General features: G+C 62.6%; 21 protein-coding genes. 16 read left to right on the top strand and 5 right to left on the bottom strand.

The window, feature by feature from the left end; all coding sequences use genetic code 11:
• Nucleotides 1-75: 75 nt before the first annotated feature.
• Nucleotides 76-594 carry a winged helix-turn-helix transcriptional regulator gene (locus IF103_RS11945; RefSeq protein WP_041925494.1) on the bottom strand — a complete coding sequence of 173 codons (519 nt, stop codon included), beginning with the start codon at nucleotides 592-594 and terminating at the stop codon, nucleotides 76-78.
• A gap of 133 nt (nucleotides 595-727) precedes the next feature.
• Here IF103_RS11945 and IF103_RS11940 point away from each other — a divergent pair, with 133 nt between their 5' ends.
• On the top strand, nucleotides 728-1,354 hold the full coding sequence (locus IF103_RS11940) for a cysteine hydrolase family protein (protein ID WP_023380560.1): 627 nt from the start codon (nucleotides 728-730) through the stop codon (nucleotides 1,352-1,354).
• Nucleotides 1,355-1,358: 4 nt separating this feature from the next.
• On the top strand, nucleotides 1,359-2,537 hold the full coding sequence (locus IF103_RS11935; RefSeq protein WP_049818717.1) for an MFS transporter: 1,179 nt from the start codon (nucleotides 1,359-1,361) through the stop codon (nucleotides 2,535-2,537).
• A 94-nt stretch (nucleotides 2,538-2,631) separates the two neighbouring features.
• Here the strand turns inward: IF103_RS11935 and IF103_RS11930 are convergent, their stop codons facing one another.
• Complete coding sequence (locus tag IF103_RS11930) at nucleotides 2,632-3,537, bottom strand: LysR substrate-binding domain-containing protein (protein WP_023380558.1); 906 nt, start codon at nucleotides 3,535-3,537, stop codon at nucleotides 2,632-2,634.
• Nucleotides 3,538-3,638: 101 nt separating this feature from the next.
• Between IF103_RS11930 and IF103_RS11925 the strand changes: the two genes are divergently transcribed.
• The 5 genes from IF103_RS11925 to IF103_RS11905 all read left to right on the top strand — a co-directional run bounded on the left by IF103_RS11925 (nucleotide 3,639) and on the right by IF103_RS11905 (nucleotide 7,597).
• A complete protein-coding gene (locus tag IF103_RS11925; protein WP_202676143.1) occupies nucleotides 3,639-4,622 on the top strand; it encodes a DMT family transporter in 984 nt (327 codons plus the stop codon).
• Nucleotides 4,619-5,773, top strand: a complete 1,155-nt coding sequence (locus IF103_RS11920) for a gamma-butyrobetaine dioxygenase (RefSeq protein ID WP_104881777.1) — start codon at nucleotides 4,619-4,621, stop codon at nucleotides 5,771-5,773. The genes IF103_RS11925 and IF103_RS11920 overlap by 4 nt, the downstream gene beginning before the upstream one ends.
• A 214-nt stretch (nucleotides 5,774-5,987) precedes the next feature.
• A complete protein-coding gene (locus IF103_RS11915; protein ID WP_023380555.1) occupies nucleotides 5,988-6,203 on the top strand; it encodes a tautomerase family protein in 216 nt (71 codons plus the stop codon).
• Complete coding sequence (locus tag IF103_RS11910; RefSeq protein WP_104883941.1) at nucleotides 6,200-6,856, top strand: DsbA family oxidoreductase; 657 nt, start codon at nucleotides 6,200-6,202, stop codon at nucleotides 6,854-6,856. Before IF103_RS11915 ends, IF103_RS11910 begins: the two co-directional genes overlap by 4 nt.
• 30 nt (nucleotides 6,857-6,886) lie before the next feature.
• Nucleotides 6,887-7,597: an SDR family NAD(P)-dependent oxidoreductase gene (locus tag IF103_RS11905; protein ID WP_104883942.1), complete on the top strand. Its 711-nt coding sequence runs from the start codon at nucleotides 6,887-6,889 to the stop codon at nucleotides 7,595-7,597.
• Nucleotides 7,598-7,718: 121 nt separating this feature from the next.
• On the opposite strand, the gene IF103_RS11900 is transcribed toward IF103_RS11905, so the two are convergent.
• Nucleotides 7,719-8,384 carry a LuxR C-terminal-related transcriptional regulator gene (locus tag IF103_RS11900; protein WP_104881779.1) on the bottom strand — a complete coding sequence of 222 codons (666 nt, stop codon included), beginning with the start codon at nucleotides 8,382-8,384 and terminating at the stop codon, nucleotides 7,719-7,721.
• Between the two features lie 171 nt (nucleotides 8,385-8,555).
• Here IF103_RS11900 and IF103_RS11895 point away from each other — a divergent pair, with 171 nt between their 5' ends.
• The 8 genes from IF103_RS11895 (at nucleotide 8,556) to IF103_RS11860 (ending at nucleotide 17,765) form a co-directional block, all read left to right on the top strand.
• Nucleotides 8,556-9,083, top strand: coding sequence for a dimethylamine monooxygenase subunit DmmA family protein (locus IF103_RS11895; protein WP_027906962.1), 528 nt, complete (start codon nucleotides 8,556-8,558; stop codon nucleotides 9,081-9,083).
• The gene (locus tag IF103_RS11890; protein WP_023380550.1) at nucleotides 9,080-10,009 is read left to right on the top strand and encodes a PDR/VanB family oxidoreductase; all 930 of its coding nucleotides are present in this window, start codon (nucleotides 9,080-9,082) and stop codon (nucleotides 10,007-10,009) included. The genes IF103_RS11895 and IF103_RS11890 overlap by 4 nt, the downstream gene beginning before the upstream one ends.
• 15 nt (nucleotides 10,010-10,024) lie before the next feature.
• Nucleotides 10,025-11,041: a heme-dependent oxidative N-demethylase family protein gene (locus IF103_RS11885; protein ID WP_104883943.1), complete on the top strand. Its 1,017-nt coding sequence runs from the start codon at nucleotides 10,025-10,027 to the stop codon at nucleotides 11,039-11,041.
• Nucleotides 11,042-11,079: 38 nt separating this feature from the next.
• Complete coding sequence (locus IF103_RS11880) at nucleotides 11,080-12,210, top strand: aminomethyl transferase family protein (RefSeq protein WP_027906965.1); 1,131 nt, start codon at nucleotides 11,080-11,082, stop codon at nucleotides 12,208-12,210.
• An 18-nt stretch (nucleotides 12,211-12,228) separates the two neighbouring features.
• Nucleotides 12,229-13,083 (top strand): formyltetrahydrofolate deformylase, encoded by an 855-nt coding sequence (purU, locus tag IF103_RS11875; protein ID WP_023380547.1) that lies wholly within the window; start codon nucleotides 12,229-12,231, stop codon nucleotides 13,081-13,083.
• The gene (folD, locus tag IF103_RS11870; RefSeq protein ID WP_104883944.1) at nucleotides 13,080-13,982 is read left to right on the top strand and encodes a bifunctional methylenetetrahydrofolate dehydrogenase/methenyltetrahydrofolate cyclohydrolase FolD; all 903 of its coding nucleotides are present in this window, start codon (nucleotides 13,080-13,082) and stop codon (nucleotides 13,980-13,982) included. Before purU ends, folD begins: the two co-directional genes overlap by 4 nt.
• Nucleotides 13,979-15,349, top strand: a complete 1,371-nt coding sequence (locus tag IF103_RS11865) for a trimethylamine monooxygenase (RefSeq protein ID WP_023380545.1) — start codon at nucleotides 13,979-13,981, stop codon at nucleotides 15,347-15,349. Before folD ends, IF103_RS11865 begins: the two co-directional genes overlap by 4 nt.
• A 70-nt stretch (nucleotides 15,350-15,419) precedes the next feature.
• Nucleotides 15,420-17,765: a trimethylamine N-oxide demethylase gene (locus tag IF103_RS11860; RefSeq protein WP_104883945.1), complete on the top strand. Its 2,346-nt coding sequence runs from the start codon at nucleotides 15,420-15,422 to the stop codon at nucleotides 17,763-17,765.
• A gap of 41 nt (nucleotides 17,766-17,806) precedes the next feature.
• Here the strand turns inward: IF103_RS11860 and IF103_RS11855 are convergent, their stop codons facing one another.
• On the bottom strand, nucleotides 17,807-18,145 hold the full coding sequence (locus IF103_RS11855) for a P-II family nitrogen regulator (protein WP_027906968.1): 339 nt from the start codon (nucleotides 18,143-18,145) through the stop codon (nucleotides 17,807-17,809).
• An 11-nt stretch (nucleotides 18,146-18,156) separates the two neighbouring features.
• Nucleotides 18,157-19,476 (bottom strand): ammonium transporter, encoded by a 1,320-nt coding sequence (locus IF103_RS11850; RefSeq protein ID WP_202676142.1) that lies wholly within the window; start codon nucleotides 19,474-19,476, stop codon nucleotides 18,157-18,159.
• A gap of 668 nt (nucleotides 19,477-20,144) precedes the next feature.
• Here IF103_RS11850 and IF103_RS11845 point away from each other — a divergent pair.
• Nucleotides 20,145-23,540 (top strand): Ig-like domain-containing protein, encoded by a 3,396-nt coding sequence (locus IF103_RS11845; protein ID WP_202676141.1) that lies wholly within the window; start codon nucleotides 20,145-20,147, stop codon nucleotides 23,538-23,540.
• The last annotated feature ends 94 nt before the right edge of the window (nucleotides 23,541-23,634 follow it).

Below are 23,634 nucleotides of genomic sequence, written 5' to 3'. Positions count from 1 at the left end.
CGAATTTTCCCTTTGTTCCAAGGCAATTTCAAGGTTTCCCTCGCAAGCCCGCCGGGTCGATTCTTGCTGCACGATCTAGCCTTTTCGCTTGAATGCCTCGCGCCGGGCTGCCCGCTCGTGGGCGAACTCCTCACTCACGTGGGCTTCGAGATCATCACGCGTCACCGGCGCGCCGCAGTGCGGACAAATGCTGGCAAGGCCCACGTCATGCCCGCATGCCCTGTGCACCATACGTACCGCCACCGCCTCCCCCTCGCCTTTGCACCAGCGCTCTCCCCAGGCACGCAAGGCATAGATCACCGGGTAGAACGCCTGGCCCTTGGCGGTCAGGTGGTAGCCGTGTCGCCGGGGCTTGTCACTGTATGGACGGCGTTCGACCAGACCGTCGGCCTCCAGCGCCTTGAGCCGGGTAGTCAGCATTTGCGGGGTTGCCTGGGTCTGGATCTGGATATCCTCGAAGCGCGTCGCGCCCATGTACAGCTCCCGCAATACCAAGAGCGTCCATTTGTCGCCTACCTGCTCCACTGATCGGCTCACTGGGCATAGCGTGGATGAGGCATCGGCTGGCCGTTGTGTCACAACGTTTCTCTCCATAGTCACTTTGATTTTCAAAGTAACACGGCAACCAGCCTTTGGCCCACCTAAAGAAACGGCTAGAACCACCGAAACCATTGACACTATGATTTTCATAGCTGATATTCGGCACACCTATCCCGGAGCCTCCCCCATGACCGACACCGCCTACCCCCTGTCACGCACCGGCCTATTGCTGGTCGATCCTTACAACGACTTCCTTTCCGAAGGCGGCAAGCTGTTCCCGCTACTCAAGGACGTCGCCGAGCACGTGCACCTGCTCGACAACCTGCGCAGCACCGTTGCCAGCGCGCGCGCCAACGGCGTGCAGGTGTTCTATGTGCCCCACCGCCGCTGGCAGCCCGGCGACTACGATAACTGGAGCCATCCGAACCCGACCCAGCGCCTGGTGCAGCAGCGCAAAACCTTCGCCAAGGGCACCTGGGGCGGCGAATGGCACCCGGACTTCATCCCCCAAACAGGCGATATCATTGTCCATGAGCATTGGGGCCAGAGCGGCTTCGCCAACACCGATCTGGACTTCCAGCTCAAGCAGCAAGGCATCACTCACGTGATCGTGGTCGGGTTGCTCGCCAACACCTGTATCGAATCGACGGCACGCTTCGCCATGGAACTGGGTTACCACGTCACATTGGTGCGTGATGCCACCGCCGCCTTCACGCCGGAAATGATGCACGCCGCCCACACGCTCAATGGCCCGACCTTCGCTCACAGCATCGCCACCACCGCCGAACTGGCGCAGTCGCTGGCCGAACGTTGAGTACATGCCCGTGAGTGAACCTTCCGGCCGCTTGGTGGCGGTGATGGCGGCAAGCTGCGCGCTGGCCGTGTCCGCGCTCTACTACCACCAGCCCCTGCTGGCACAGATGGCAGCAAGCTTCGGGCTGACGGCGACACACGCCAGCGCCATCGCCACGCTGACGCAACTCGGCTACGCCCTGGGCCTGTTATTGATCGTGCCGCTGGCCGACGCGCGTCAACCGCGCCAGCTCGCCTCGGTGGCGATCATCGCCAACCTGGTGGCCTTGCTTGCCTGTGCCTGGGCCCCCAGCTTCGCCATGTTGTGTGCGGCGAGCTTCGCCGTGGGCATGACCGCGATCAGCGCGCAGTTGATCATTCCCACCGTCGCCGGCGCGGCATCGGCGGCAAGCCGCGCACGGGTGGTCGGCAGCTTGCTGGGTGGGCTGTCCAGTGGCCTGCTGCTGGCGCGCACGGTGGGTGGCCTGCTCGGCGCCAAGGCGGGCTGGCAGGCGGTGTTCTTGATGGCGGCAGTGGCCGACCTGGGCTTGCTATGGATCGTCGCCCGCCAGCTACCGCTCAACCCGAGCCTGGGTTCGATTGGCTACACACATCTGCTGCGTTCTCTCGCCACGCTGCTGCGCGAAGAGCCAGTGCTGCGCCTGTGCGCGGCCAGCGGGTTCCTGATGTTCGCCGCGTTCAGCGCGCTGTGGGCATCGCTGGCCTCGCTACTGAGCCAGCAGCCCTACAGCTTCGGCCCAGCCACCGTTGGCCTGCTGAGCCTGGTGGCGCTGCTCGGTATATTCGCTTCGCCACACATCGGCGCGCTGGCGGACCGCATCGGCACGCAGCGTACGGTGATGACAGGCGTGTCAGCGCTGGTCATCGGGTTCAGTCTGGTCGCCTTTGCCGACCACAGCCTGACCGCGCTGCTGGCCGGAATGGCACTGCTCGACCTGGGCAATCGTGCGGGTTTGGTGGCCAACCAGGCGCGGGTCTATGCGTTGCGCGCCGAAGCGCGCAGCCGACTGAACACGGTGTTCATGAGCACCTACTTCCTCGGCGGGGCGACCGGTGCGGCGCTAGGCAGCTACGGTGCGCACCAGGCCGGATGGGCGGGCCTGGCGGCGGTGGGTGGCGCGCTGGCCGTGGCGGCCGGGCTGCTCGGAGCACTCGCGCCTGGGGCTGAAGGGCAGCGACGCTAGCACGCACGTCGATGGCGTGCAGCTCAGGGCTGCCCCCTTCGCATCATCGGTCCCATCCCAGCATCGACCACGAAAGTCGCGGGCGCCACGCCTATCAGCTGAGCTGCGCCTTCAGCCAGGCGGCAAGCGCTTGTGCCTCTGGGCGGCGCTCCTGGCCGTGTCGCACGCATACCGACAAAGCGTCCTGCAGCACGACGGTCTCGGCGAATGGCGCAACCAGTTCCCCCCGCGCGAGCATCCCCTCTGCGGTGCGTCGCCAGCCCATGGCCAGCCCGTGTCCGGCAACAGCGGCCTGGAGCATCAACGAGTAGTTATCGAAGCTCAACGACTTGCCGCCGCTTGGCAACTCAAGGCCATGGGCCGCCATCCAGGTGTCCCATTCCAATTCGTATTGCGGCACTGTCTGGTGCAGCAGCAGGGTGCAGCGCTGCACCTGATCAAGCGTCAGCGCATCGCTGCCCATGCGCGCCAGATAGCTGGGGCTGCAGACAGGGAACACTTCATCGCTGGCGCTGAACAGCAGCGGATGCGCCCCTCGGTCCCGACAGCTGCTCTGCATCGCCACGTCGAAATAGCCCTCGTACTCGGCCAATGGCCGCAGCAACGTCGCGACCTTGAGTTCGATCTCCGGGAATTGTTGGTGAAAGCTCGATAGCCGAGGCATCAGCCAGTGGAATGCTTCGCACATCTGACACAGCAGCACCACTTGGTTGGTTCCGGCAACGCCGCGCAGCCGGTCGGCCTCGTTGGCAAGCCCAGCCAATGCATTACCCAGGATATAGGCAAGACTGCGCCCCGACTCGGTCAGGTACACGCCGCGGTTACGCCGCTCGAACAGCGCGACACCAAGGTCTGCCTCAAGCGCGCGAATCTGCCGGCTGACCGCTGCCTGGGTGATATGCAGCTCCTGGGCCGCACGCGATACGCTGCCGAGCCGGGCGGTTGCCTCGAACGGCAGCAGCGAGGCCAGTGGGGGGAGTGACTTGCCGAGCCTATTCATGACTTCAGGTTAACCCTCTGGACCGAAAGATCATTTGTAGCACAGCCTGCGCGCCCGCAGCATGGACACATGCCCACCACCGCCCCCGGCCAGGAGCCAACATGCTCGCCTCACCCTCATCCAGCGCCCGGGGCGTGGTCTTTGCCGTCATCGCCACGCTGTTCTGGGCCAGCAACTTCATCACCCCCTACGTCGCGGGTGAATATGGGATTCTCGACGTGTTGCTGGTGCGTTACCTGTTCACTGGTGCTCTGGGCCTGATTGGTCTGCTGCTGTATCGCGAGCGGCTGCGCCAGTTGGGGCCCCGGCAATGGCTGACCGGCATGGCCCTGGGCGTCATCGGCTATCTGGTCTACAGCGCCAGCATCGCGGGGAGCGTGATCTTCGGCGGCCCGACCCTGATCGCCGCCTTCATCGGCTGCGTGCCGGTGCTCCAGGCGCTGCTGGGCAATGTGCACGCGCAACGGGTGGCATGGACACGTCTGGCGCTGCCGATCGGGCTGCTGGGCATCGGCCTTTCGCTGATCAACCTGGACCTGTTCACCAGCCCCTACGCCCCTGCTGACGGTGTGCTCGCCGGGATATTCGCTGGCTTGGCGATCCTCGCCTGGCTGTCGTTCAGCGTCATCAACCAAAACGCGGTCGTCGATCTCGCGCCACGGGCTACCGCAGCTTGGACTTGCCTGATGATGGTTGGCGCAGGCCTGGTCGCAGCCCTTCTCGCGCCCCTTGCCAGTGCCTACGACCTGCTGCGCTGGCAGGGGGCTCAATGGAACACCGAGGGCGCGCTGCACCTGTATGGCTGGGCAGCGCTGATCGGCGTGTCCTCGTCGCTGGTCGGCGCCGCAGCCTGGAACATCGCCACCCGCCATCTGCCCATGGTGCTGTCTGGCCAGTTGATCGCCCTGGAGTCGGTGTTCGCCAGCCTGATGGGGTTGGCGTTCGTCGGCCGTGCACCAAGCGCTTTGGAAACAGCGGGCCTGCTATTGGTGCTCGCTGGCACCGCGCGCGCCATCCACATCATTCTCGCTCCTGCCCACTCGAGCGTGGCGCCTACCCACCGCAAAGGAGTCTCAACGAAATGAACGCGATCGCGGATTACCGCACCTTCCCGCTCATCAGCCCCTTGGCCAGTGCCGCATCCTTCGCCAGCGGGGTCTCGGTAACCTGGGCCGACGGCCGGGTCAGCCCGTTCCACAATCTTTGGTTGCGCGACAACTGCCCTTGCGGTGATTGTGTCTACGAGGTCACCCGCGAACAGGTGTTTCTGGTGGCCGACGTACCGGAAGACATCCAGGTGCAAGCCGTCACCATCGGCGACGATGGCCGGCTGGTCGTGCAATGGGACGACGGCCATGCCAGCGCCTATCACCCCGGCTGGTTGCGCGCCCATGCCTACGATGCCCAGAGCCTGGCCGAGCGCGAGGCGGCCAGGCCGCACAAGCACCGCTGGATGCAAGGTCTGTCGTTGCCTGTCTACGATCATGGGGCGGTGATGCAGGATGACGACACGCTGCTCGAATGGCTGCTGGCGGTGCGCGACGTGGGCCTGACGCAGTTGCACGGTGTTCCCACCGAGCCCGGCGCGCTGATTCCCTTGGCCAAGCGCATCTCGTTCATTCGCGAGAGCAACTTCGGCGTATTGTTCGACGTGCGCTCCAAGGCCGATGCGGACAGCAATGCCTACACGGCTTTCAACCTGCCCCTGCACACCGACCTGCCGACCCGTGAATTGCAACCGGGTTTACAGTTCCTGCATTGCCTGGTCAATGACGCCACCGGAGGAAACAGCACCTTCGTCGATGGCTTCGCGATCGCCGAGGCGCTGCGCATCGAGGCCCCGGCCGCCTACCGGCTACTCTGCGAAACGCCGGTGGAGTTTCGCAACAAGGACCGTCACAGCGACTACCGCTGCACCGCCCCCGTGATCGCGCTGGACAGCAGCGGCGAAGTGCGCGAGATCCGCCTGGCGAACTTCTTGCGCGCCCCCTTCCAGATGGATGCCCAGCGAATGCCGGACTACTACCTCGCCTACCGACGCTTCATCCAGATGACCCGGGAACCACGTTTTTGCTTTACCCGCCGGCTGGAAGCGGGGCAACTGTGGTGCTTTGACAACCGACGCGTGCTGCATGCCCGAGATGCCTTCGATCCGGCAAGCGGTGACCGGCATTTCCAGGGGTGCTATGTGGATCGGGATGAATTGTTGTCACGCATCCTGGTGTTGCAACGGTAGGACCGCCGCGGGGGCTCGATAGGCGCCCCCGGCCATTACCGCCACTTTCTTTTCTGGCCCATAACGAGGGGCAACCCAGGCGCGGCATGCATCATTCGATACACGACGTCACAAATGATGTAACTCACGGCCCATTTATCAGTTGGCCGTGAGTTCTTAAAGTTTCTCCATCCGCTGCTCATTACCCACAGCACACTGGATAGAGGAACTGATCATGCCATTTATCAGCGTTCGTATCACCCGTGATGGCGTTACCCGGGAGCAAAAGGCTCAGGTAATAAAAGAAATCACTGAAACCATGGAGCGCGTTCTCCATAAAGACCCGCTGTTAACGCATATCGTGATAGAAGAAGTCGACACTGATAACTGGGGTTACTCAGGTATTACAACCACTGAATACAGGCGGCAGTTGTCGGAATCGAAGTCATGAAACGGACAGTAGAAATCGATTTCGTTTCCGATGTCGTCTGTCCGTGGTGCGCACTCGGTTCGGCGGCATTGAATCAAGCCATCGCCAACGTAGCCGACGAGATAAACGTTCAGTTGACCTACAAACCGTTCGAGCTCAATCCCGAGATGCCTGCCGAGGGAGAACATGCCCTCGAACACATGGTTCGCAAATACGGTAGAACCGCGGAGCAGGTGGCGGCGCGCAACCAGTTGATGATCGAACGAGGACGAGAAATCGGCGTTGAGTTCAACCTTGAAAAGCGAACTCATTTTTTCAACACGCACGATGCTCATCGCCTGCTGTACTGGGCGGCCAGCAAAGGGCTTCAAACTGAGTTGCACCAGGCCTTGATCGAGGCGTACTTCGTCAACGGACAAAACCCCAGCAGCCACGCAACCTTGACGACCTTGGCCCAAAACGTCGGACTGAATGCCAAGGATGCGCTGCAAATCCTGGAGCGCGGGCAATACACGCACGAAGTTCGCCAAGTTGAAAGTTTCTACAGGGAACGCGGCATCAGTGCGGTGCCTGCAATGATCCTGAATCAACAGTACGTCGTTGCCGGCTCGCAATCTGTCGAGTTTTACGAGCAGGCCATAAGACAGTCGGCACGCATCACGTCGCCCACCTAAAGAACGTTAATCGATAACGGAGGAATTATCATGAGCAACCCTAAAAAAGTGATCATTGTAACTGGCGCATCTCAGGGCATCGGTGCGGGGGTGGTCAAAGGGTTCCGAGCCCTGGGTCACAACGTTGTCGCCACCTCGCGGTCCATTCAGCCATCGACGGATCCGGATATCCTGACCGTTGCAGGCGATATCGCGGACCCGGCCACTGCGCAGCGAGTGGTTAGTGAGGCCGTGGCCCGCTTTGGGCGCATCGATACACTGGTCAACAATGCAGGGATTTTCGTCGCCAAGCCCTTTACCCACTACACCCAAGAAGACTATGCGCATGTCGTCGCAACAAACATGAGCGGCTTCTTCTATATCTCGCAACTTGCCATCGCGCAAATGGAAAAGCAGGGTAGCGGGCATGTAGTCAGCGTCACCACCAGCTTGGTGGATCATGCTATCGACGGCGTTCCGTCGGTAATGGCGTCGCTTACCAAAGGTGGTATCAACGCTGCGACCAAATCGATCGCCATTGAGTACGCCAAGCGAGGCATCCGCGCCAATGCCGTGTCGCCTGGCATCATCAAAACCCCGATGCACGGCGCTGAAACGCACGAAGCCCTGGGTCAACTCCATCCCGTCGGCCACATGGGTGAGATCGATGACATCGTTCAAGCGATTCTTTACCTGGACAGCGCAGCATTTGTGACCGGCGAGATTCTGCACGTCGACGGCGGTCAGAGCGCAGGTCATTGATCGAGCCAGTGCTCATCATCGGAATGTCCCGGTGATGAGCAACTTGACGGTGCCTACTGGCGGCCGTGCCTTGGAATGAGAACGCCAACATCTTGCAGGGGGAGCGCGGCAAGTGCCGTCGTCAGTCCCGACGCTCGAAAATTGCCCCTTCCACACCCAGCACCTCGCCGTTGCTCGAATAGATACCGACCCCGGTCTCCCACACCCGCTTGACCTGCCCATCGGCACAGCGAATGCGATAGTCGAGTTGATACGGCTCGCGCTTGAGCAGCGCGCATTGCACGCAGTACCAGATGTAGTCGGAATACTCGTCGAGAATCAGCGTGCCATAGCTGCGTTGCGGGCTGCTGGTCAAGTATTCGGCGGGGTATCCGGTCAGGCTCAAGCAGCCAGCGCTGACATAGTCCATGAACCAGGTACGGTCGTTGTCCCCACGATAGATCAGCCCGGGCAACTCATCGAGTAAGCCGACCATGGACGGAATCGGTGCATCGAAAGGCGCAGGCGCACCCTCACTGGGCGGCGAAAGGTCGTCCGCCAGGCGCCACGACGCCCCGCTGCGGTGAATGCGGGTAGCCAGCTCCAAGCGAGAGTTGAGGCGAAATTTGCGCAGCAGGTTACGCACGTAGATCTTGACCGTGCCGTCGCTGATGCCCAGCTCGCGGGCGATCTGCTTGTTGCTCAGCCCCGATGTCAGCAATGCCAGGGTCTGGCCCTCGCGCTCGGTCAGCGCATCCCATACGGGAGCCTGGGGTAAGACGGTCGGTAACACGCTGGCGTGATGCATCCCTCTGTTCCTCCGCGGCACTCGATGGCTTGGCGCGCATTCGAACAGCAACTTTTATGCCTTGCGCGCACGACTACCCCTTTGTGCATACCTCCCCTAGCGGATTGAACGTTGATTCCCGAAGAGAAAATATCTTCCCCAACAGGAAACAACGACCCGTGCGAGGACAGCATGAGCAGTGCCGCCACCGATCACCCTTTCAGCGTGCCGCGCTACCCCTGCGGTGACCCTAACCAGGCCGCGACCACTTACCTGCTGGTGAGCCAGGCGCCAGGGCGCGACGAGTCAGCCGCCGTGGCCAGCGAACTCGGCGATGCCCAGGCAGGCCACCTGGCTCTGCCTGACTACGCCGACATGGCTGCACTTCAACGCGCCTTGGCCCAACGGCTGGCATCGGCCCAGGTTGGCTTGCACCTAGAGTTGCGCGGCGACCAGGCGTTCGTCTGGCCACTGCATGCCCAAGCGCGCGCTGCCGGCCTGCAAGAGGACGAGATAACCATCAGCAGCAGCGCGCAAGGCAGTCGTCTGGTGTTCTGCGTGCACTGCACGCACTGCCAGCCCACCGGCGCAACACCTCACCTGACCTGCTCCCATTGCGGTGTCGTGCTGGAAGTTCGCCGCCACTTTTCCCAACGCCTGGGCGCTTATCTCGGCGTCTGCGCCGATGCCGACCAGCCGTATAAGGAGGTGCACCCATGAGCGGTTTGATCGAAGTACGGGTCGCCGCCATCCGGCCCCTCACGCCAGTGATCCGCGAGTACCGCCTCGAAGCCGTCAGGGAACCGCTGCCCCGCTTCTCGGCAGGCAGCCATGTGCAGCTGCATCTCCCTAACGGTCGGCGCAACGCCTACTCGTTGCTTGGCGACCCGGCCAGGCATGACCATTACCGCATTGCGGTGCGGCACCAGACCAACTCCCGGGGTGGCTCGCTCTACATACATCAGCAACTGCAGATTGGCGACCGGTTGCGCATCAGCGCGCCAGCCAACTTGTTCGCGCTGCACCGGGAAGCCCGCCAGCATGTGTTGATCGCAGCCGGTATCGGTATCACGCCATTTCTGGCCTACAGCCACGAACTGCTCCGCAACGGCAGTGAGTTCGAACTGCACTATGCCTACCGCTGCGCAAGCAGTGATGCCTACCTGGACGAGCTTCGCCAATGGCTGGGGCCGCGCCTGCACGAGTACCCGAGCGGCGCGCGCCGCCTGGACATCGCCGCAATCCTGCAAGGCCGTCCACTGGGTACGCACATTTATGCCTGTGGCCCGCAATCACTGCTCGCCGACCTGCAGGCACACAGCCGCAAGCAAGGCTGGAGCCCCCGTCGGGTGCACAGGGAAGCCTTCGCCGCTGCCGAGCCAGGCCAGCCGTTCAGTGTCGAGTTGCTGCGCAGTGGCCGACAGCTGCAGGTCGCTGCCCACCAGAGCCTGCTCGAAGCCCTCGAAGAAGCAGGGTTGGAAGTCCCAAATCTTTGCCGCGGTGGCGTCTGCGGGCAGTGCCAGACGTCCTGGCTCAGGGGCGATGTCGAGCACCGCGACCTGTTCCTGAGCGCAGAAGACCGCACCCGCCATCTGATGCCGTGCGTCTCGCGCGGTTGCGGCAGCCCGATCCTGCTTGACCTCTGAACCGGAGACGCTCCCATGACCCTTACCTTCAAGCCTCTGGAAACCTACCGGGACGACTTCAGCTTCCGCAACAGCCCGGCGGCCATCGCCCGTTTTCCCTTCCCGTTTGCGCAAGACCAGTACATGTACTCGGTAAACCTGGAGCCGGCCGTGTCCCGCGACCCGGGCTCGGTGTTCGAACACTGTTTCGACATCGATGAGCACTACCTATCGGAGATCGCCGAGCGCGCCCGGGTACTGGAGCAGGATCCGCAGCGCTGCCTGGTCATGCCGCACATGGCCCAGGCTGCCTGGGACACCCTGGAAATGCTCATGGAGCATCTGGCCCGGGACTATCCCGAGGTGTTCCGTCTGAGCCGTGACGGCGCCGCCTGGCACTGGCAGAACTTCGCGCTGAACATCGACCAGCATTTCACCTACGGCGATGCCAGCACGCTGCCATGCGAGCCGCTGGAGTACGTCACCCGCCAGATGCAAGGCGACTTCGCCGTGCTCGATCAGCGTGACAGCGACCTTTACATGGATGCCGGCATGGTCACCTGCCCCGCGGACTGGTCATTGCGCTTCGACGCTGGCATGAGCTTCAAGCAATGGCACTCGCCGGTGCCCATGGCGCACCAGATGGGTGTGTTCGATCGTGCGTTGAAGTACCTGCTCAACCTCAAGGTCGGCCACCCGGTGCGCCGCCTGAACTGGACGCTGACCATCAACCCGCGCCTTGACACCTCGCCTGAGACCTTTCACCAGTGGGGAAGCGACCGCGGCAAGGTCACCGTCGAGAACGTCGGACGCCTGGTGCACCTGCGCGTCGAGCTGCAGACCATGAGTCGCCTGCCACGCTCGCACGCCCTGCTGTTCGGCATCCGTACCTACCTGATCAGCTTCGACGAATTGGTCAGCAATCCGGCCTGGGCGCAGCGTCTGCACCGGGTAATGCGCGACCTGCCCGACCCGATCGCCGACTACAAAGGCATCACCCGCTACCGCCAGCCCCTGGTCCAATGGCTGCGCCGCTTCGATGCCACTGCCTGAATCACTTGCCTGAACAACCACAACGAGAGGAACTGCCCATGGCTAACTCATGGCGCATCAGTGCATTGCGCGAACGTCACCTGGCGCTCGGTTCGAACCTGGAAGACTGGAACGGCATGGGCACCGCCTGGACCTACGCCAGCGACCTGGCCGACCACCACGAAGCGATCCGCACCCAAGCAGGACTGATGGACGTGTCGGGCCTGAAAAAGGTGCATTACGTCGGCCCTCACGCCGAAAGCCTGCTGGACTACGCCACGACCCGCGATGTCAGCAAGCTGTATCCGGGCAAGTCGGTATACGCCTGCATGCTCGACGACGATGGCATGTTCATCGACGATTGCATCATCTACCGCACCGGCCCCAATGCCTTCATGGTGGTGCATGGCGCCGGTAGCGGCCACGAGATGCTGATCCGCTCGGCCCAGGGGCGTCAGGTCGCGGTATTGTTCGACGACGACCTGCATGACCTGTCGCTGCAAGGCCCGCGCGCGGTGGACTTTCTCGCCGAGCATGTACCAGGCATACGCGAGCTTCCCTACTTCCACCACCTGCAGACCCACCTGTTCGGCCGTCCGGTGATGATCTCGCGTACGGGCTACACCGGCGAACGTGGCTACGAAATCTTCTGCAAGGCCGCTGACGCTCCCATGCTTTGGGACGGCATTCTTGAGCAGGGCAAGGCCCACGGCATCATCCCTTGCGCGTTCACTGCACTGGACTGGCTGCGGGTGGAGAGCTACCTGCTGTTCTTCCCCTATGACAACTCGCAGATGTACCCCTTCGCCGATCAGAAAGCCGGCGACACCCTGTGGGAGCTGGGCCTGGACTTCACCGTTTCTCCCGGTAAGCAAGCGTTTCGCGGTGCAGGCGAGCACCTGCGGCTCAAGGGCAAGGAGCGCTTTCGGATCTTTGGCGTGCTGCTCGAAGGCGCCGTCGCTGCCGAGGCCGGCGACACGCTGTGGCATCAGGGCCGCCAGGTCGGCGTGATCACCTGCGCGATGTATTCGCGCCTGACCGATCGCTCGATGGCCATCGCCCGCGTCGCCCCCCCTATCGCCGAGCAAGGCGTGCCGCTGCAGGTACGCGGCAGCCTGCAGGTGAACGCCATCACCCACACGCTGCCATTCGACGACCCGGAAAAGAAAAAACGCACCGCCAAAGGCTGACCTGTACGGGGACCCCACATGAGCCACTACCTACTGAAGATCAGCTGCCCCGCCACTTCCGGCATCGTCGCAGCGGTCACCACCTACCTCGCCGGTCGCGCGTGCTACCTGAGCGAACTGGCCCAGTTCGACGACGAAGTCACTGGACGTTTCTTCATGCGCGCGGTGTTTCGTTTCAACGACGGTGTGAAGGCCGACATCGAGGCGCTGCGCCAAGGCTTCGAAGATGTTGCCGTGCCTTTTGCCATGGACTGGGAGCTGTTCGAGGGCGACCGCCCCATGCGGGTGCTGCTGATGGTCAGCAAGTATGACCACTGCCTGGCCGATCTGCTTTATCGGCATCAGAAAGGCGAGATGGACATGCAGGTGACCGCCATCGTATCCAATCACCTCGACCTGCGACCAATGGCCGAGCGCGAAGGCATTCGCTTCATCTACCTGCCGGTGACGCGCGACACCAAGGCCCAGCAAGAGGCCGCGCTGCTCAAGCTGGTCGAGGAGACGGGTACCGAACTGGTGGTACTCGCCCGCTACATGCAGATTCTTTCCGACGACCTGTGCAAGCAGCTGTCGGGCCGGGCGATCAACATTCATCATTCGTTCCTGCCGGGCTTCAAGGGAGCCAAACCTTATCACCAGGCCTACGAACGGGGTGTGAAGCTGATTGGCGCCACCGCCCACTACGTCACCAGCGACCTGGACGAAGGGCCGATCATCGAGCAGGAAGTACAGCGTGTCGATCATGCCTACCTGCCAGAGGACCTGGTGGCGATCGGAAGGGACACCGAGACCGTCGCCTTGTCCAAGGCGCTGAAGTACCACCTTGAACACCGCGTGCTGCTCAACGGTGACAAGACGGTGATTTTCCGATGAGCGCCGTGACACTGATCGACGGCAAAGCAGCGGCCGCGCGGGTAATCGCCGAAGTCACAGATGAGGTCAAGGTGTTCAAGGCCAACGGCATCGCCCCCGCGCTGGCCGTGGTGCTGGTCGGTGAAGATCCGGCCAGCCAGGTCTATGTGCGCAATAAAGTGCGGCGCGCCGAGGAATGTGGCATCCGCTCGCTGGAGTTCGAGTTGCCCTCGCAGTGCCAGGCTGGCCGCTTGCTGGCCTTGATCGACACGCTGAATGCCGATGCCAGTGTACACGGCATCCTGGTCCAGCTGCCTTTGCCCGCGCACATCGACGAACACCTCGTACTGCAGGCCATCGCCCCCGTCAAAGACGTCGACGGTTTCCACGCCGCGAATGTCGGAGGCCTCACCCAGGGGCGCGAAGTGCTGACGCCCTGCACGCCTGCCGGTTGCCTGCGTCTGCTGCAAGACACCTGCGGCGATTTGAGCGGAAAGCACGCCGTGGTGATCGGCCGTTCCAACATCGTCGGCAAACCCATGGCCGCCCTGCTGCTCAAGGCGCACTGCACGGTAACCGTGGTGCACTCCCGAAGCACCCGCCTGCCTGAGCTGTGCCGCCTGGCGGACATCGTCGTTGCCGCTGTCGGTCGCCCTCGCCTAGTGAAGGGCGACTGGCTCAAGGATGGCGCGGTAGTGATCGACGTCGGCATAAACCGACTCGACGAAGGCGGGCGCGCTCGCCTGGTCGGTGATGTCGACTTCGACTCCGCCTGCACCCGCGCCGCCGCCATCACGCCAGTCCCCGGCGGCGTCGGTCCCATGACCATCGCTTTGCTGATGAAGAACACCCTGGCCGCGGCACGTCTGCAGCATTCAAGCGTCGACCGGTCCCAACCTGCAATGGAGATTCCAGCATGACACAACGCGTCGCCATCATCGGCGCCGGCCCTTGCGGCCTCGCCCAGTTGCGTGCCTTCCAGTCGGCCCAGGATAAAGGGGCCGCTATCGCTGAACTGGTCTGTTTCGAGAAGCAGTCGGACTGGGGCGGCATGTGGAACTACACCTGGCGCACCGGGCTGGACCAGCACGGCGAGCCGGTGCACGGGAGCATGTACCGCTACCTGTGGTCCAACGGGCCGAAGGAGTGCCTGGAGTTCGCCGACTACAGTTTCGATGAACACTTTGGCCGCCCCATGGGCTCCTACCCACCCCGCGAAGTACTGTGGGACTACATCAAGGGCCGGGTCGAGAAAGCGGGTGTCCGTGGCTACATCCGCTTCGACACCACCGTGCGCAATGTGACCTGGGACCCTTCCACCGGCACCTTCGAAGTCACCGCCCACAGCTACCAGGACGACCGGACCTACAGCGAGACCTTCGACTACGTGGTGGTCGCCAGTGGTCACTTCTCCACCCCCAACGTGCCCTACTTCGAAGGTTTCGAACGCTTCGCCGGACGGGTACTGCATGCCCACGATTTTCGCGACGCGCTGGAGTTCAAGGGCAAGGACGTTCTTATCGTCGGTGGCAGCTATTCGGCTGAAGACATCGGCTCGCAGTGTTTCAAGTACGGTGCGCGCACCATCACCAGTTGCTACCGCAGTGCGCCGATGGGCTACAAGTGGCCGGACAACTGGGAGGAGAAACCGCTGCTCACCCACGTCGACGGCCACATGGCGTTCTTTCGCGACGGCAGCAGCAAGCCTGTCGATGCGATCATCCTGTGCACCGGCTACAAGCATCACTTCCCCTTCCTTGCCGAAGACCTGCGTCTCAAGACCGCCAACCGCCTGTGGCCGCTGAACCTGTACAAGGGTGTGTTCTGGGAGCAGAACCCTCGGCTGATCTACCTGGGCATGCAGGACCAGTGGTACAGCTTCAACATGTTCGACGCCCAGGCCTGGTATGTGCGCGATGTCATTCTCGAACGCATCGCGCTGCCTGCACAAGCGGTCATGCACGCCGAAAACCTCGCCTGGCGCGCGCAAGAGGAGCGCCTGGAAACCGCACAGCAAATGTTCGAATTCCAGGGCGAGTACATACGCCAGCTGATCGAAGCCACCGACTACCCGAGCTTTGATATCGCCGAGGTCAACCGTACTTTCCTGGCGTGGAAGCACGACAAGTACGAAGACATCATGGGTTACCGCGACAAGTGCCATCGCTCGCTCATCACCGGAACCCTCGCCACCCCGCACCACACACCCTGGCTGCAGGCACTGGACGATTCGCTGGCGGCCTACCTGACCGACACCACGTTCGACCCGTTGAAAACGGCAAGCTGACCTCCCCGGATCTGCCCGGGCGCTCACCCACCGGGCAGGCCCTATCCATTGCCCTGAGTGGAGTCTCGCCATGAACCCTCCTTTGATTTCCAGGCCACGAGAACCGGCCCTGTTTGCCCGTGCGCCCAGCCTCGAACGCCACACCGTCGCCCCCGGTGGACTGACGGTAGTGGCGTTGGAGCCGGGTGACCGGCTCGACGTGATCGACCTCGAGGGCGACCAGCGCGCCGAGTTGCTGGCCTTCGCCGGCGACGGTCGTGCGGCGCTGTCGGCCCTAGGCTTGAGCGCCAGCCTGGATGCCAGATTCATCTCCCAGTTGCTCCACGATGGCAGCCGCGGCGCCGCCCATGTCAGCATGGGTCTGGCGCGGCGTGGCATCGACTACCGCCACCTGCCCTGCGCGGCATCGCTGTGGGAACGCGAAACACCTGCCGGCTTTGGTCGCAGCCTTCGCACCAGCGAAGCGCTGCTGGTGATCGTCGCCGCGCCGGGTGCACCGGCAGCGGTCGACAGCCAGTTACGCGCGAGCGAACTGCGCCTGCTGATTCACCGCGCCAACCCCCGCGCGCTTCTCACGCCCCCGTTACCGCCGCCTTTGGGCGAGGTGGTGGACGAGTTCACCATCGCCCCCGGCAATGCGATGGCGTATCGCGTGGCCCGAGGCCAATACATCCAGGTCCTGGATGTGGCCGGGCGCCAGTGCTCTGACTTCGTAGCCTTCGACCGGAGGGGGCTGGACGAAGGGCGCGAAATAGACCTCGACCCCACCGTTACCCGCACCTTGAACGGCAGTGCCTATCCCGGCCCAGGCCTGTTCAGCCGTTTCTACGACCGCAACCTGCAACCGATGCTGGAGGTGGTCCGCGACACCGTTGGCCGCCACGACACCTTCGCCCTCGCCTGCACGTCACGCTACTACGAAGCCCACGGCTATTTCGGCCATGCCAACTGCAGTGACAATATCAGCCGCGCCCTGGCCGGGTTTGGCGTGCAACAGCGTGGTGGCTGGCCTGCGATCAACTTTTTCTTCAACACCGGGGTCGATGCTCACCAGCAACTGACCCTCGACGAACCCTGGTCGCGGCCCGGCGACTATGTACTGTTGCGCGCCATGACCGACCTGGTGTGCGCCAGCTCATCCTGCCCCGACGACATCGACCCGGCCAACGGCTGGCAGCCCACCGATATCCATCTACGCGTGTATAGCGACAAGGAGCGTTTCAGTATCGCCATGGCCAACCGCAAGGCGCCCGACGCCGACCCCGTATTGACCCGCGAAAGCGGATTCCATCCCTGCACTGCGACACTGACCCGCCAGTTCAGCGACTACCGAGGTGTCTGGACACCCACGCATTACGATGGCTACGGTGCCATCGAGGAATACCATGGCTGCCGCGACCGGGTGGCGGTGATGGACCTTTCGGCGCTGCGCAAATTCGAGGTGCTCGGTCCGGACGCCGAATCCCTGCTGGACCATTGCCTGACCCGCGACGTGCGCAAGCTGGCGGTCGGTCAAGTGGTGTACTCAGCGATGTGCTACGCGCACGGCGGTATGCTCGACGACGGCACCCTGCTGCGCCTGGGCCAGGATGCGTTCCGCTGGATTGGCGGCGAGGACCAGGCCGGCACCTGGTTGCGCGAGCAAGCGCAGAAGCTCGGCATGAAGGTGTGGATCAAGAGCGCTTCGGAGCAGATCCATAACGTCGCGGTGCAAGGACCGCTGTCGCGCGAGCTGCTCAAGGACATGATCTGGACGCCCGGAACTCAACCGAAGCTGGAGGAGCTCGGCTGGTTCCGCTTTCTGACCGGACGGCTCGACGACTACAACGGCCCGCCGCTGATGGTGTCGCGTACCGGCTATACCGGCGAGCTGGGTTACGAGGTCTGGTGCCATCCGAGCGACGCACCGCGCGTCTGGCAGCGCCTGTGGCAACTGGGTGAACCGCTGGGATTGGTACCGTTGGGCCTGCATGCCCTGGACATGCTACGCATCGAAGCCGGGCTTATCTTCGCCGGCTACGAGTTCAGCGACCAGACTGATCCCTTCGAGGCGGGCATCGGCTTTTGCGTACCGTTGAAGACCAAGCAGGCTGACTTCATCGGTCGGGACGCCTTGCTGCGCCGCGCAGCCAACCCACAACAGCGTCTGGTGGGCTTGGAGCTGGACGGCAACGAGGTGGCAGCCCATGGCGATTGCGTTTATGACGGCCGTGCACAGGTGGGCATCATCACCAGTGCCACACGCTCGCCGGTGCTGAGCAAGAACATCGCTTTGTGTCGACTGGACGTTGCCTATGGCGAGCCGGGTACCGAGCTGGAAGTCGGCAAGTTGGACGGCCAGCAGAAGCGTATTCGCGCGATCGTGGCGTCCAGCACCGTCGCGTATGACCCACAGAAGACGCGCGTGCGCGCCTGATTCGAGAGGTTTGGGGCTGCTGCGCAGCCCCGCATCAACGCTCAGACCGCATCGTCCCCCATCTCTGCGGTCCTTATCCGGATAACCCCCTCCAGATCCTGGATGAAGACCTTGCCGTCCCCGATCTTGCCGGTGCGCGCCGCCTTCAGAATCGCTTCGACGGCCAGCTGGCAAACGCCATCCCTCACCACGATTTCAAGCTTGACCTTGGGCAACAACTCCACCAGGTACTCGGCACCTCGGTATACCTCGGTATGCCCTTTCTGCCGCCCATAACCCTTCACTTCGGTGACCGTGACGCCACTCACCCCTACCTCGGTGAGGGCCTCGCGCACAGCGTCCAGGCGGAAGGGCTTGATGATCGCGGTAATCAGTTTCATCGGCGCAGCCCTCAGTTGGAATATTTGTAGCCCATTTCACCGTGGGCAGAGAGGTCAAGCCCGTCCACTTCGGACTCTTCATCCACCCGCAATCCACCGCACAGCGCACCGGCAACCTTGTACGCGATCAAGCTGGTAATGCCCGAGAACGCCACGCTGAACAGGATCGCACCGGCATTGACCAACACTTGGTCGAGCAACCCACGGCCGTCGGCGAAGCCCTGTCCACCGATGGCCGTCAGTGCGAACACCGGGGTCAGCAGCCCACCCAGGATGCCAGCGACGCCGTGCACGCCGAACACGTCGAAGGCATCGTCCAGGCCAATCATCGGCTTGAGTTTCTCCACCGACCAGACACACACGGGACCTGCGATCAGCCCAAGCAGAATGGCGCCCATGGGGCCGACATAACCGCAAGCCGGGGTAATCGCCACCAGCCCGGCGATGGCGCCGGACAGCGCACCGAACATGCTCGGCCGGCCACGGTGCTGCCACTCGACCAACATCCAGCCCAGCGCCCCGGCGCAACTGGCGAGCATGGTGTTGACCATCACCAACATGGCAAAGCCATTGGCGGCCAGGGCGCAACCGCCGCAGAAGCCCAACCAGCCCACCCACAGCAGCGAGCCACCGGTGAGGGTCATGGTCATGTTGTGCGGTGCCAGCGAGGGCGTTCCAAAACCACGGCGGCGCCCCAGCAACCAGGCCCCTACCAACGCGGCGATGCCGACGTTCAGGTGCACCACGTTACCCCCGGCGAAGTCCTGTACGCCGAGGTTGAACACCCAACCACCGCCCCAGGCCATATGCGCCATGGGGATGTAGTTGATGGTCAGCCACACCACCATGAACACCATCACCGCGGCGAACTTCATGCGTTCGGCCAGGCCGCCGACGATGATCGCCGGGGTAATGGCGGCAAACAGCAGCATGAACAGGAAGTACAGGTATTCCGGAATGGTGCCAACCACCGAATCCTTGGTGATGCCCACCATGAACAGCTTGTCCAGGCCGCCGAGCACCGACTGCAAGGCACCGCCGTCGGTAAAGGTCAGGCTGTAACCGTAGAGCGCGAACAGCACGGACATCAGTGCCGCGGTGCAGAACACCTGCATCAGGATCGACAGCACGTTCTTGGTACGCGCCATGCCACCGTAGAACAGCGCCAGACCTGGCAGGGTCATCAGCAGCACCACCAGCGAACACACCGCGACGAAGGCAGTGTCACCGCTGTCGATGGCTGGCGGGGCCTCGCTGGCAAGGGCGGTGGCACTTGCGAACAAAAGGGAAAAACCCAACGTACCGCGGCACACATGGGAAAACCGGATCATGCCTTCTGCCTCCAACCGACGGGAAAAATATCCAACCCGCTGTCGGGTAACCGGGCTGGATTCGAACCGCAGGAAAGCTCGGTAAGAACGGCGACCAAACTTCCTGTGGTTCAATTTAGTTTCCCAGCAGGCAAAGCAATTGACCTGCCAATCCTGCGTATCGTCTACGAAATTGCGCTAACTGCTTGAATTGGAATCTATTTGCTTGGCGGGGTTTGTAACCGTGGGATACGTGAACTTGTCAAAGCGCCTGTTGTTGGTGCGCATTCAATTGCTCCGGCCCCGAGAGTGACCGTCATTGATTTCACCCCATGAAGTCGTCTGATCGCCACTCGAGGGTATTCATCGGTAGTTATCGTGCTCTGCTCCGCCGAATGATGGCCCGACCAGTCGCCGGACTTACTCGGATTACCCTGGGCTGAAGCGAGTCATTCGGTACGCCTTGCATCCGTCCAACCACCGAAAATGGGCTGTCAGATTCCCCGGTTGTGGGGATCTATACCCATTTTTGACGCTCCATTATTTCGCCAGCATCAGGCGCCACAAGGTTTTGTTTAACAAAGCATTACTTGAGCAAAGGTTGGCACAGGCGTTGCTCCTGCCCTCTCGACAAGGCAATACGCCATCGATGGCCCCAGGCCATTTAGCCGCGAGCGAGGCTTTACACCATGAAAAAACAAGCCGTGGTCAGTCCCTGCAACCCTGCGTTCAGGCTGTCATCAGTCACTGCGCTGATGCTTGGCCTCGGACTAGCCTCGGCCCTGGCCGCTTCGATGGATGATGTGAGCCAGCCGCCCCCCACGGACGCCTCGGCCTATACCGACCAGCCAGCAGACCCTACCCAGGCCTTGCTCAACCTGGACACCATGCCGGAAGCCAACGAAGGTGCTCTTGAACTCAAGGACGGCATGTACGGCGACCGCAACACGGTACGTATCGACAACGTGTTGCAGCCTGCCCAGCAGACCTCGCGCAACTACCCGACCAATGGCAAGCCAAGTCCGCTGTTCGGCGCCCAACCCTTCACCCAGCAGTTACTGCTGTTCGAGGAATTCGGCCCGGAAAAACTCGACCCTACCTTGCCGCCGCCGACGCTCACTTTTCCGGTCCCCACGCTCGGCCAGGCGCCGGCACAGGACCCCAACATCGTCGCCCGCAGCAGCCCGAACGGCAACGCCCTGGAAGCCTTCCTCAAGCAGCCAGGCCTGTACCCGTTCCCCACCCAGTATTCGAACACCCTCGACCGCAACCCCTGGAAAGCGCAGATCGAGATGTTTCTCAATCGCCAACCGATCGGCTCGCCGGCTGAAGGCCGCCCACCAGGAAAAGGCTGGTCGCACCAGCGCTGGAACGAGTTCTATCCCCAGGCTGGCTTCAAGACTGCTCAGGCCGGTGCCCGTATCAACCAGGGGCTGCGCGACCGCAAGCAGATGCACAATTATGCCGTCGGCGAGTTCGGCCCCGGCGGGCTGTATTACCAGACCTCGGACATCCCTACCACGCTCGGTACCACCAAGGGGGTCGACACCCGCTTTCATCCCAATTTTCCATTGCAGAACCACAAGTCATTGTGGACCTTCGACGGTACCTTCCCACCGAAACTGCTGATGGTCCGGTATGGGCAGCCCATCATCATGCGCCACTACAATGCGCTGCCGATCGACCCGTCGGCCAATGGTGGATTCGGCCTGCACACCATCTCGACCCATGAGCACAATGGTCACTCCCCGGCCGAAAGCGACGGCTTTGCCAATGCCTACTTCTTCCCCGGCCAGTACTACGACTATCGCTGGCCGATACAGTTGGCGGGCTACGACACCATCAACACCCGCGCCCAGGACCCACGTGCGGCTTTCCCCTGCTCGCCCGGCGAAACCTTGTTCGTCAACGACGCATCGCCTGGCCTGAAGACCTGCGAAAACGGCAGCATCAAGATTCGCGGTGACTGGCGTGAAACCATGAGCACCCACTGGTTCCACGACCACATGATGGATTTCACGGCACAGAACGTCTACAAAGGCAACGCCGTGATGATGAACTACTACAGCGCCCTGGACCGGGGCAACGAGGCTTTGCAGGACGGCGTCAACCTGCGCTTCCCCAGCGGCTCGGCCATGCCTTGGGGCAACCGTGACTACGACATCAACCTGGTAGTGGCCGACAAGGCCTGGGACGACAACGGCCAGTTGTGGTTCAACCCGTTCAACACCGACGGTTTCCTGGGTGACCAGATCCTCGTCAACTGGCAGTACCAGCCCAAGCTCAAGGTCCGCGCTCGCAGTTATCGCTTCCGTATCCTCAACGGCTCGGTATCTCGCTACTTCAAGTTTGCCGTGGTGCGTGAAATCGCCGGCACCAGTGGCGAGTTCAAAGGGCCGACCGGCTCGAACATCTCCTACGCGCGGGTGCCGTTCCACATGATCGCCAACGACGGCAACATCATGGAACACGCCGTACCCTTCGACGGCACCATGGACCTCAATGGCGACGGCGACCGCCAGGACAACAACGGCATCCTCCCACTGCAAGGCATCGCAGAACGCTACGACATCATCATCAACTTCGCCAGGAACGGCATCAAGGCCGGTGACAAGCTGTACTTCGTCAATCTGATGGAGCACGAAACCGGCAAGGGCCCCAAGCAGGCCATTTCGCTGGCCGATGTGCTGTCCGAGAAGTACAAGGCCGTGATCAAGCAGACCAGCAACGGGCCTGAGTGGGACAGGGGCGACCCTGTGGTCGGCAAGTTCCTGCAACTGCTGGTGCAGCCGTATACCGGCCAAGACGTGAGCATGGACCCTACCGCCTATGAGCCGGCCAAGCCAGGCAAGGCCGAAGGCCTGAAGATGATCCCGCTGCCGCTGGACCGCAACGCCATCGCCGACCAGGACAAGATCAAGACCGCCCGGCACCGTGAGTTCATCTTCGGCCGATCCGACGGCACCGATACCAAGCCATGGACCATCAAGACCGATGGTGGCTTCGGTTTCAGCATGGACCCACGGCGCATCACTGCCGCCGCTCAATTGGCCAGCGAGGCGACCCAGGGCGGCTTCAGCGGCGACGGAACCCTCGAGGTGTGGAAGATCAAGAATGGCGGCAACGGCTGGAGCCACCCGGTACACGTTCACTTCGAAGAAGGCGTCGTTCTCAGTCGCAACGGCAAAGCGCCACCAGAATGGGAAAAATGGGCACGTAAGGACGTTTACCGTATCGGCCCGGACGCCGACTCTTCGGAAGAGGTGGAAATGGCCATTCGTTTCCGTGAGTTCGCCGGCACCTACATGGAACACTGCCATAACACTCAGCATGAGGACTCCTCGATGCTGCTGCGGTGGGACATCGAGCATCCGGGCCAGTTCCAGGTGATGCCAACCCCGCTACCCGGTTGGGACGGTGTGCAGTATGTCGCGTCGGTTGGCCTGCCAACCTTCCGCAACGCAAGCAGCAGCAACGGCGATGACACCAGCAACAAGCCCCCCATGGCAGTGAACGACAGCGCTGCAACCGCGGCTGGTAAGCCTATCGTGCTCAACGTCCTGGCCAATGACACCGACCCTGAGGGCAATCTGCCGCTGACGGTGGTCGGCCTGAGCCAGCCCGACTCAGGCAAAGGCTCGGTCAGCACCGATGGCACGCAGGTGACCTACACCCCACCAACCACGGTTACCACGTCATTTACCGCCAGCTTCACCTATGCCGCGCGTGACGCCAAGGGGGCGGAATCGGTGGTGCCTGCGACCGTGAACATTGCCGTGAGCCCTCCAGCGGTCGCTGACGAGATTCAGGTCAGCAGCGCAACCGTGCAAGTACGCAGCAACAATCGCTATACCTGGGAGCTGTCCGGCACCACCTCGGTGGCGGCCAACAACAGCATCACGGTGTCGGTCGCCACTACCGCCGGACCGCTGAACCTGGGTGCAGCGACACTGAGCACTTCGGGGACGGGGGCGCGCTGGCGGGTGTCGGTCACAACCACTGGCAATGGGCCCGCCACACCCGCGACGGCGACCGTGCGGTCGGCACTGGGGCAGAGCGTGACGGTGCCGGTGAGTATCCGTTGAATCGTTAATCGCATGGGGGCGCTTCGCGCCCCGTTCGCGGTACGAGGCTGCTCGCACAGGTGCGCGCGGTGTCCGCAGGCAGCGTCGCGAGGCA

Source organism: Pseudomonas sp. SK2, from assembly GCF_016772395.1.
Classification (GTDB): Bacteria; Pseudomonadota; Gammaproteobacteria; order Pseudomonadales; family Pseudomonadaceae; genus Aquipseudomonas; species Aquipseudomonas taiwanensis.
Note: the sequence above shows the minus strand (reverse complement) of the source record. Positions and strands in the feature narration are given on the sequence as shown.

Coding starts and splice junctions, on each gene's coding strand:
- IF103_RS11945 (WP_041925494.1), bottom strand. CDS start 594: ATGGAGAGAAACGTTGTGACACAACGGCCAGCCGATGCCTCATCCACG.
- IF103_RS11940 (WP_023380560.1), top strand. CDS start 728: ATGACCGACACCGCCTACCCCCTGTCACGCACCGGCCTATTGCTGGTC.
- IF103_RS11935 (WP_049818717.1), top strand. CDS start 1,359: ATGCCCGTGAGTGAACCTTCCGGCCGCTTGGTGGCGGTGATGGCGGCA.
- IF103_RS11930 (WP_023380558.1), bottom strand. CDS start 3,537: ATGAATAGGCTCGGCAAGTCACTCCCCCCACTGGCCTCGCTGCTGCCG.
- IF103_RS11925 (WP_202676143.1), top strand. CDS start 3,639: ATGCTCGCCTCACCCTCATCCAGCGCCCGGGGCGTGGTCTTTGCCGTC.
- IF103_RS11920 (WP_104881777.1), top strand. CDS start 4,619: ATGAACGCGATCGCGGATTACCGCACCTTCCCGCTCATCAGCCCCTTG.
- IF103_RS11915 (WP_023380555.1), top strand. CDS start 5,988: ATGCCATTTATCAGCGTTCGTATCACCCGTGATGGCGTTACCCGGGAG.
- IF103_RS11910 (WP_104883941.1), top strand. CDS start 6,200: ATGAAACGGACAGTAGAAATCGATTTCGTTTCCGATGTCGTCTGTCCG.
- IF103_RS11905 (WP_104883942.1), top strand. CDS start 6,887: ATGAGCAACCCTAAAAAAGTGATCATTGTAACTGGCGCATCTCAGGGC.
- IF103_RS11900 (WP_104881779.1), bottom strand. CDS start 8,384: ATGCATCACGCCAGCGTGTTACCGACCGTCTTACCCCAGGCTCCCGTA.
- IF103_RS11895 (WP_027906962.1), top strand. CDS start 8,556: ATGAGCAGTGCCGCCACCGATCACCCTTTCAGCGTGCCGCGCTACCCC.
- IF103_RS11890 (WP_023380550.1), top strand. CDS start 9,080: ATGAGCGGTTTGATCGAAGTACGGGTCGCCGCCATCCGGCCCCTCACG.
- IF103_RS11885 (WP_104883943.1), top strand. CDS start 10,025: ATGACCCTTACCTTCAAGCCTCTGGAAACCTACCGGGACGACTTCAGC.
- IF103_RS11880 (WP_027906965.1), top strand. CDS start 11,080: ATGGCTAACTCATGGCGCATCAGTGCATTGCGCGAACGTCACCTGGCG.
- purU (WP_023380547.1), top strand. CDS start 12,229: ATGAGCCACTACCTACTGAAGATCAGCTGCCCCGCCACTTCCGGCATC.
- folD (WP_104883944.1), top strand. CDS start 13,080: ATGAGCGCCGTGACACTGATCGACGGCAAAGCAGCGGCCGCGCGGGTA.
- IF103_RS11865 (WP_023380545.1), top strand. CDS start 13,979: ATGACACAACGCGTCGCCATCATCGGCGCCGGCCCTTGCGGCCTCGCC.
- IF103_RS11860 (WP_104883945.1), top strand. CDS start 15,420: ATGAACCCTCCTTTGATTTCCAGGCCACGAGAACCGGCCCTGTTTGCC.
- IF103_RS11855 (WP_027906968.1), bottom strand. CDS start 18,145: ATGAAACTGATTACCGCGATCATCAAGCCCTTCCGCCTGGACGCTGTG.
- IF103_RS11850 (WP_202676142.1), bottom strand. CDS start 19,476: ATGATCCGGTTTTCCCATGTGTGCCGCGGTACGTTGGGTTTTTCCCTT.
- IF103_RS11845 (WP_202676141.1), top strand. CDS start 20,145: ATGAAAAAACAAGCCGTGGTCAGTCCCTGCAACCCTGCGTTCAGGCTG.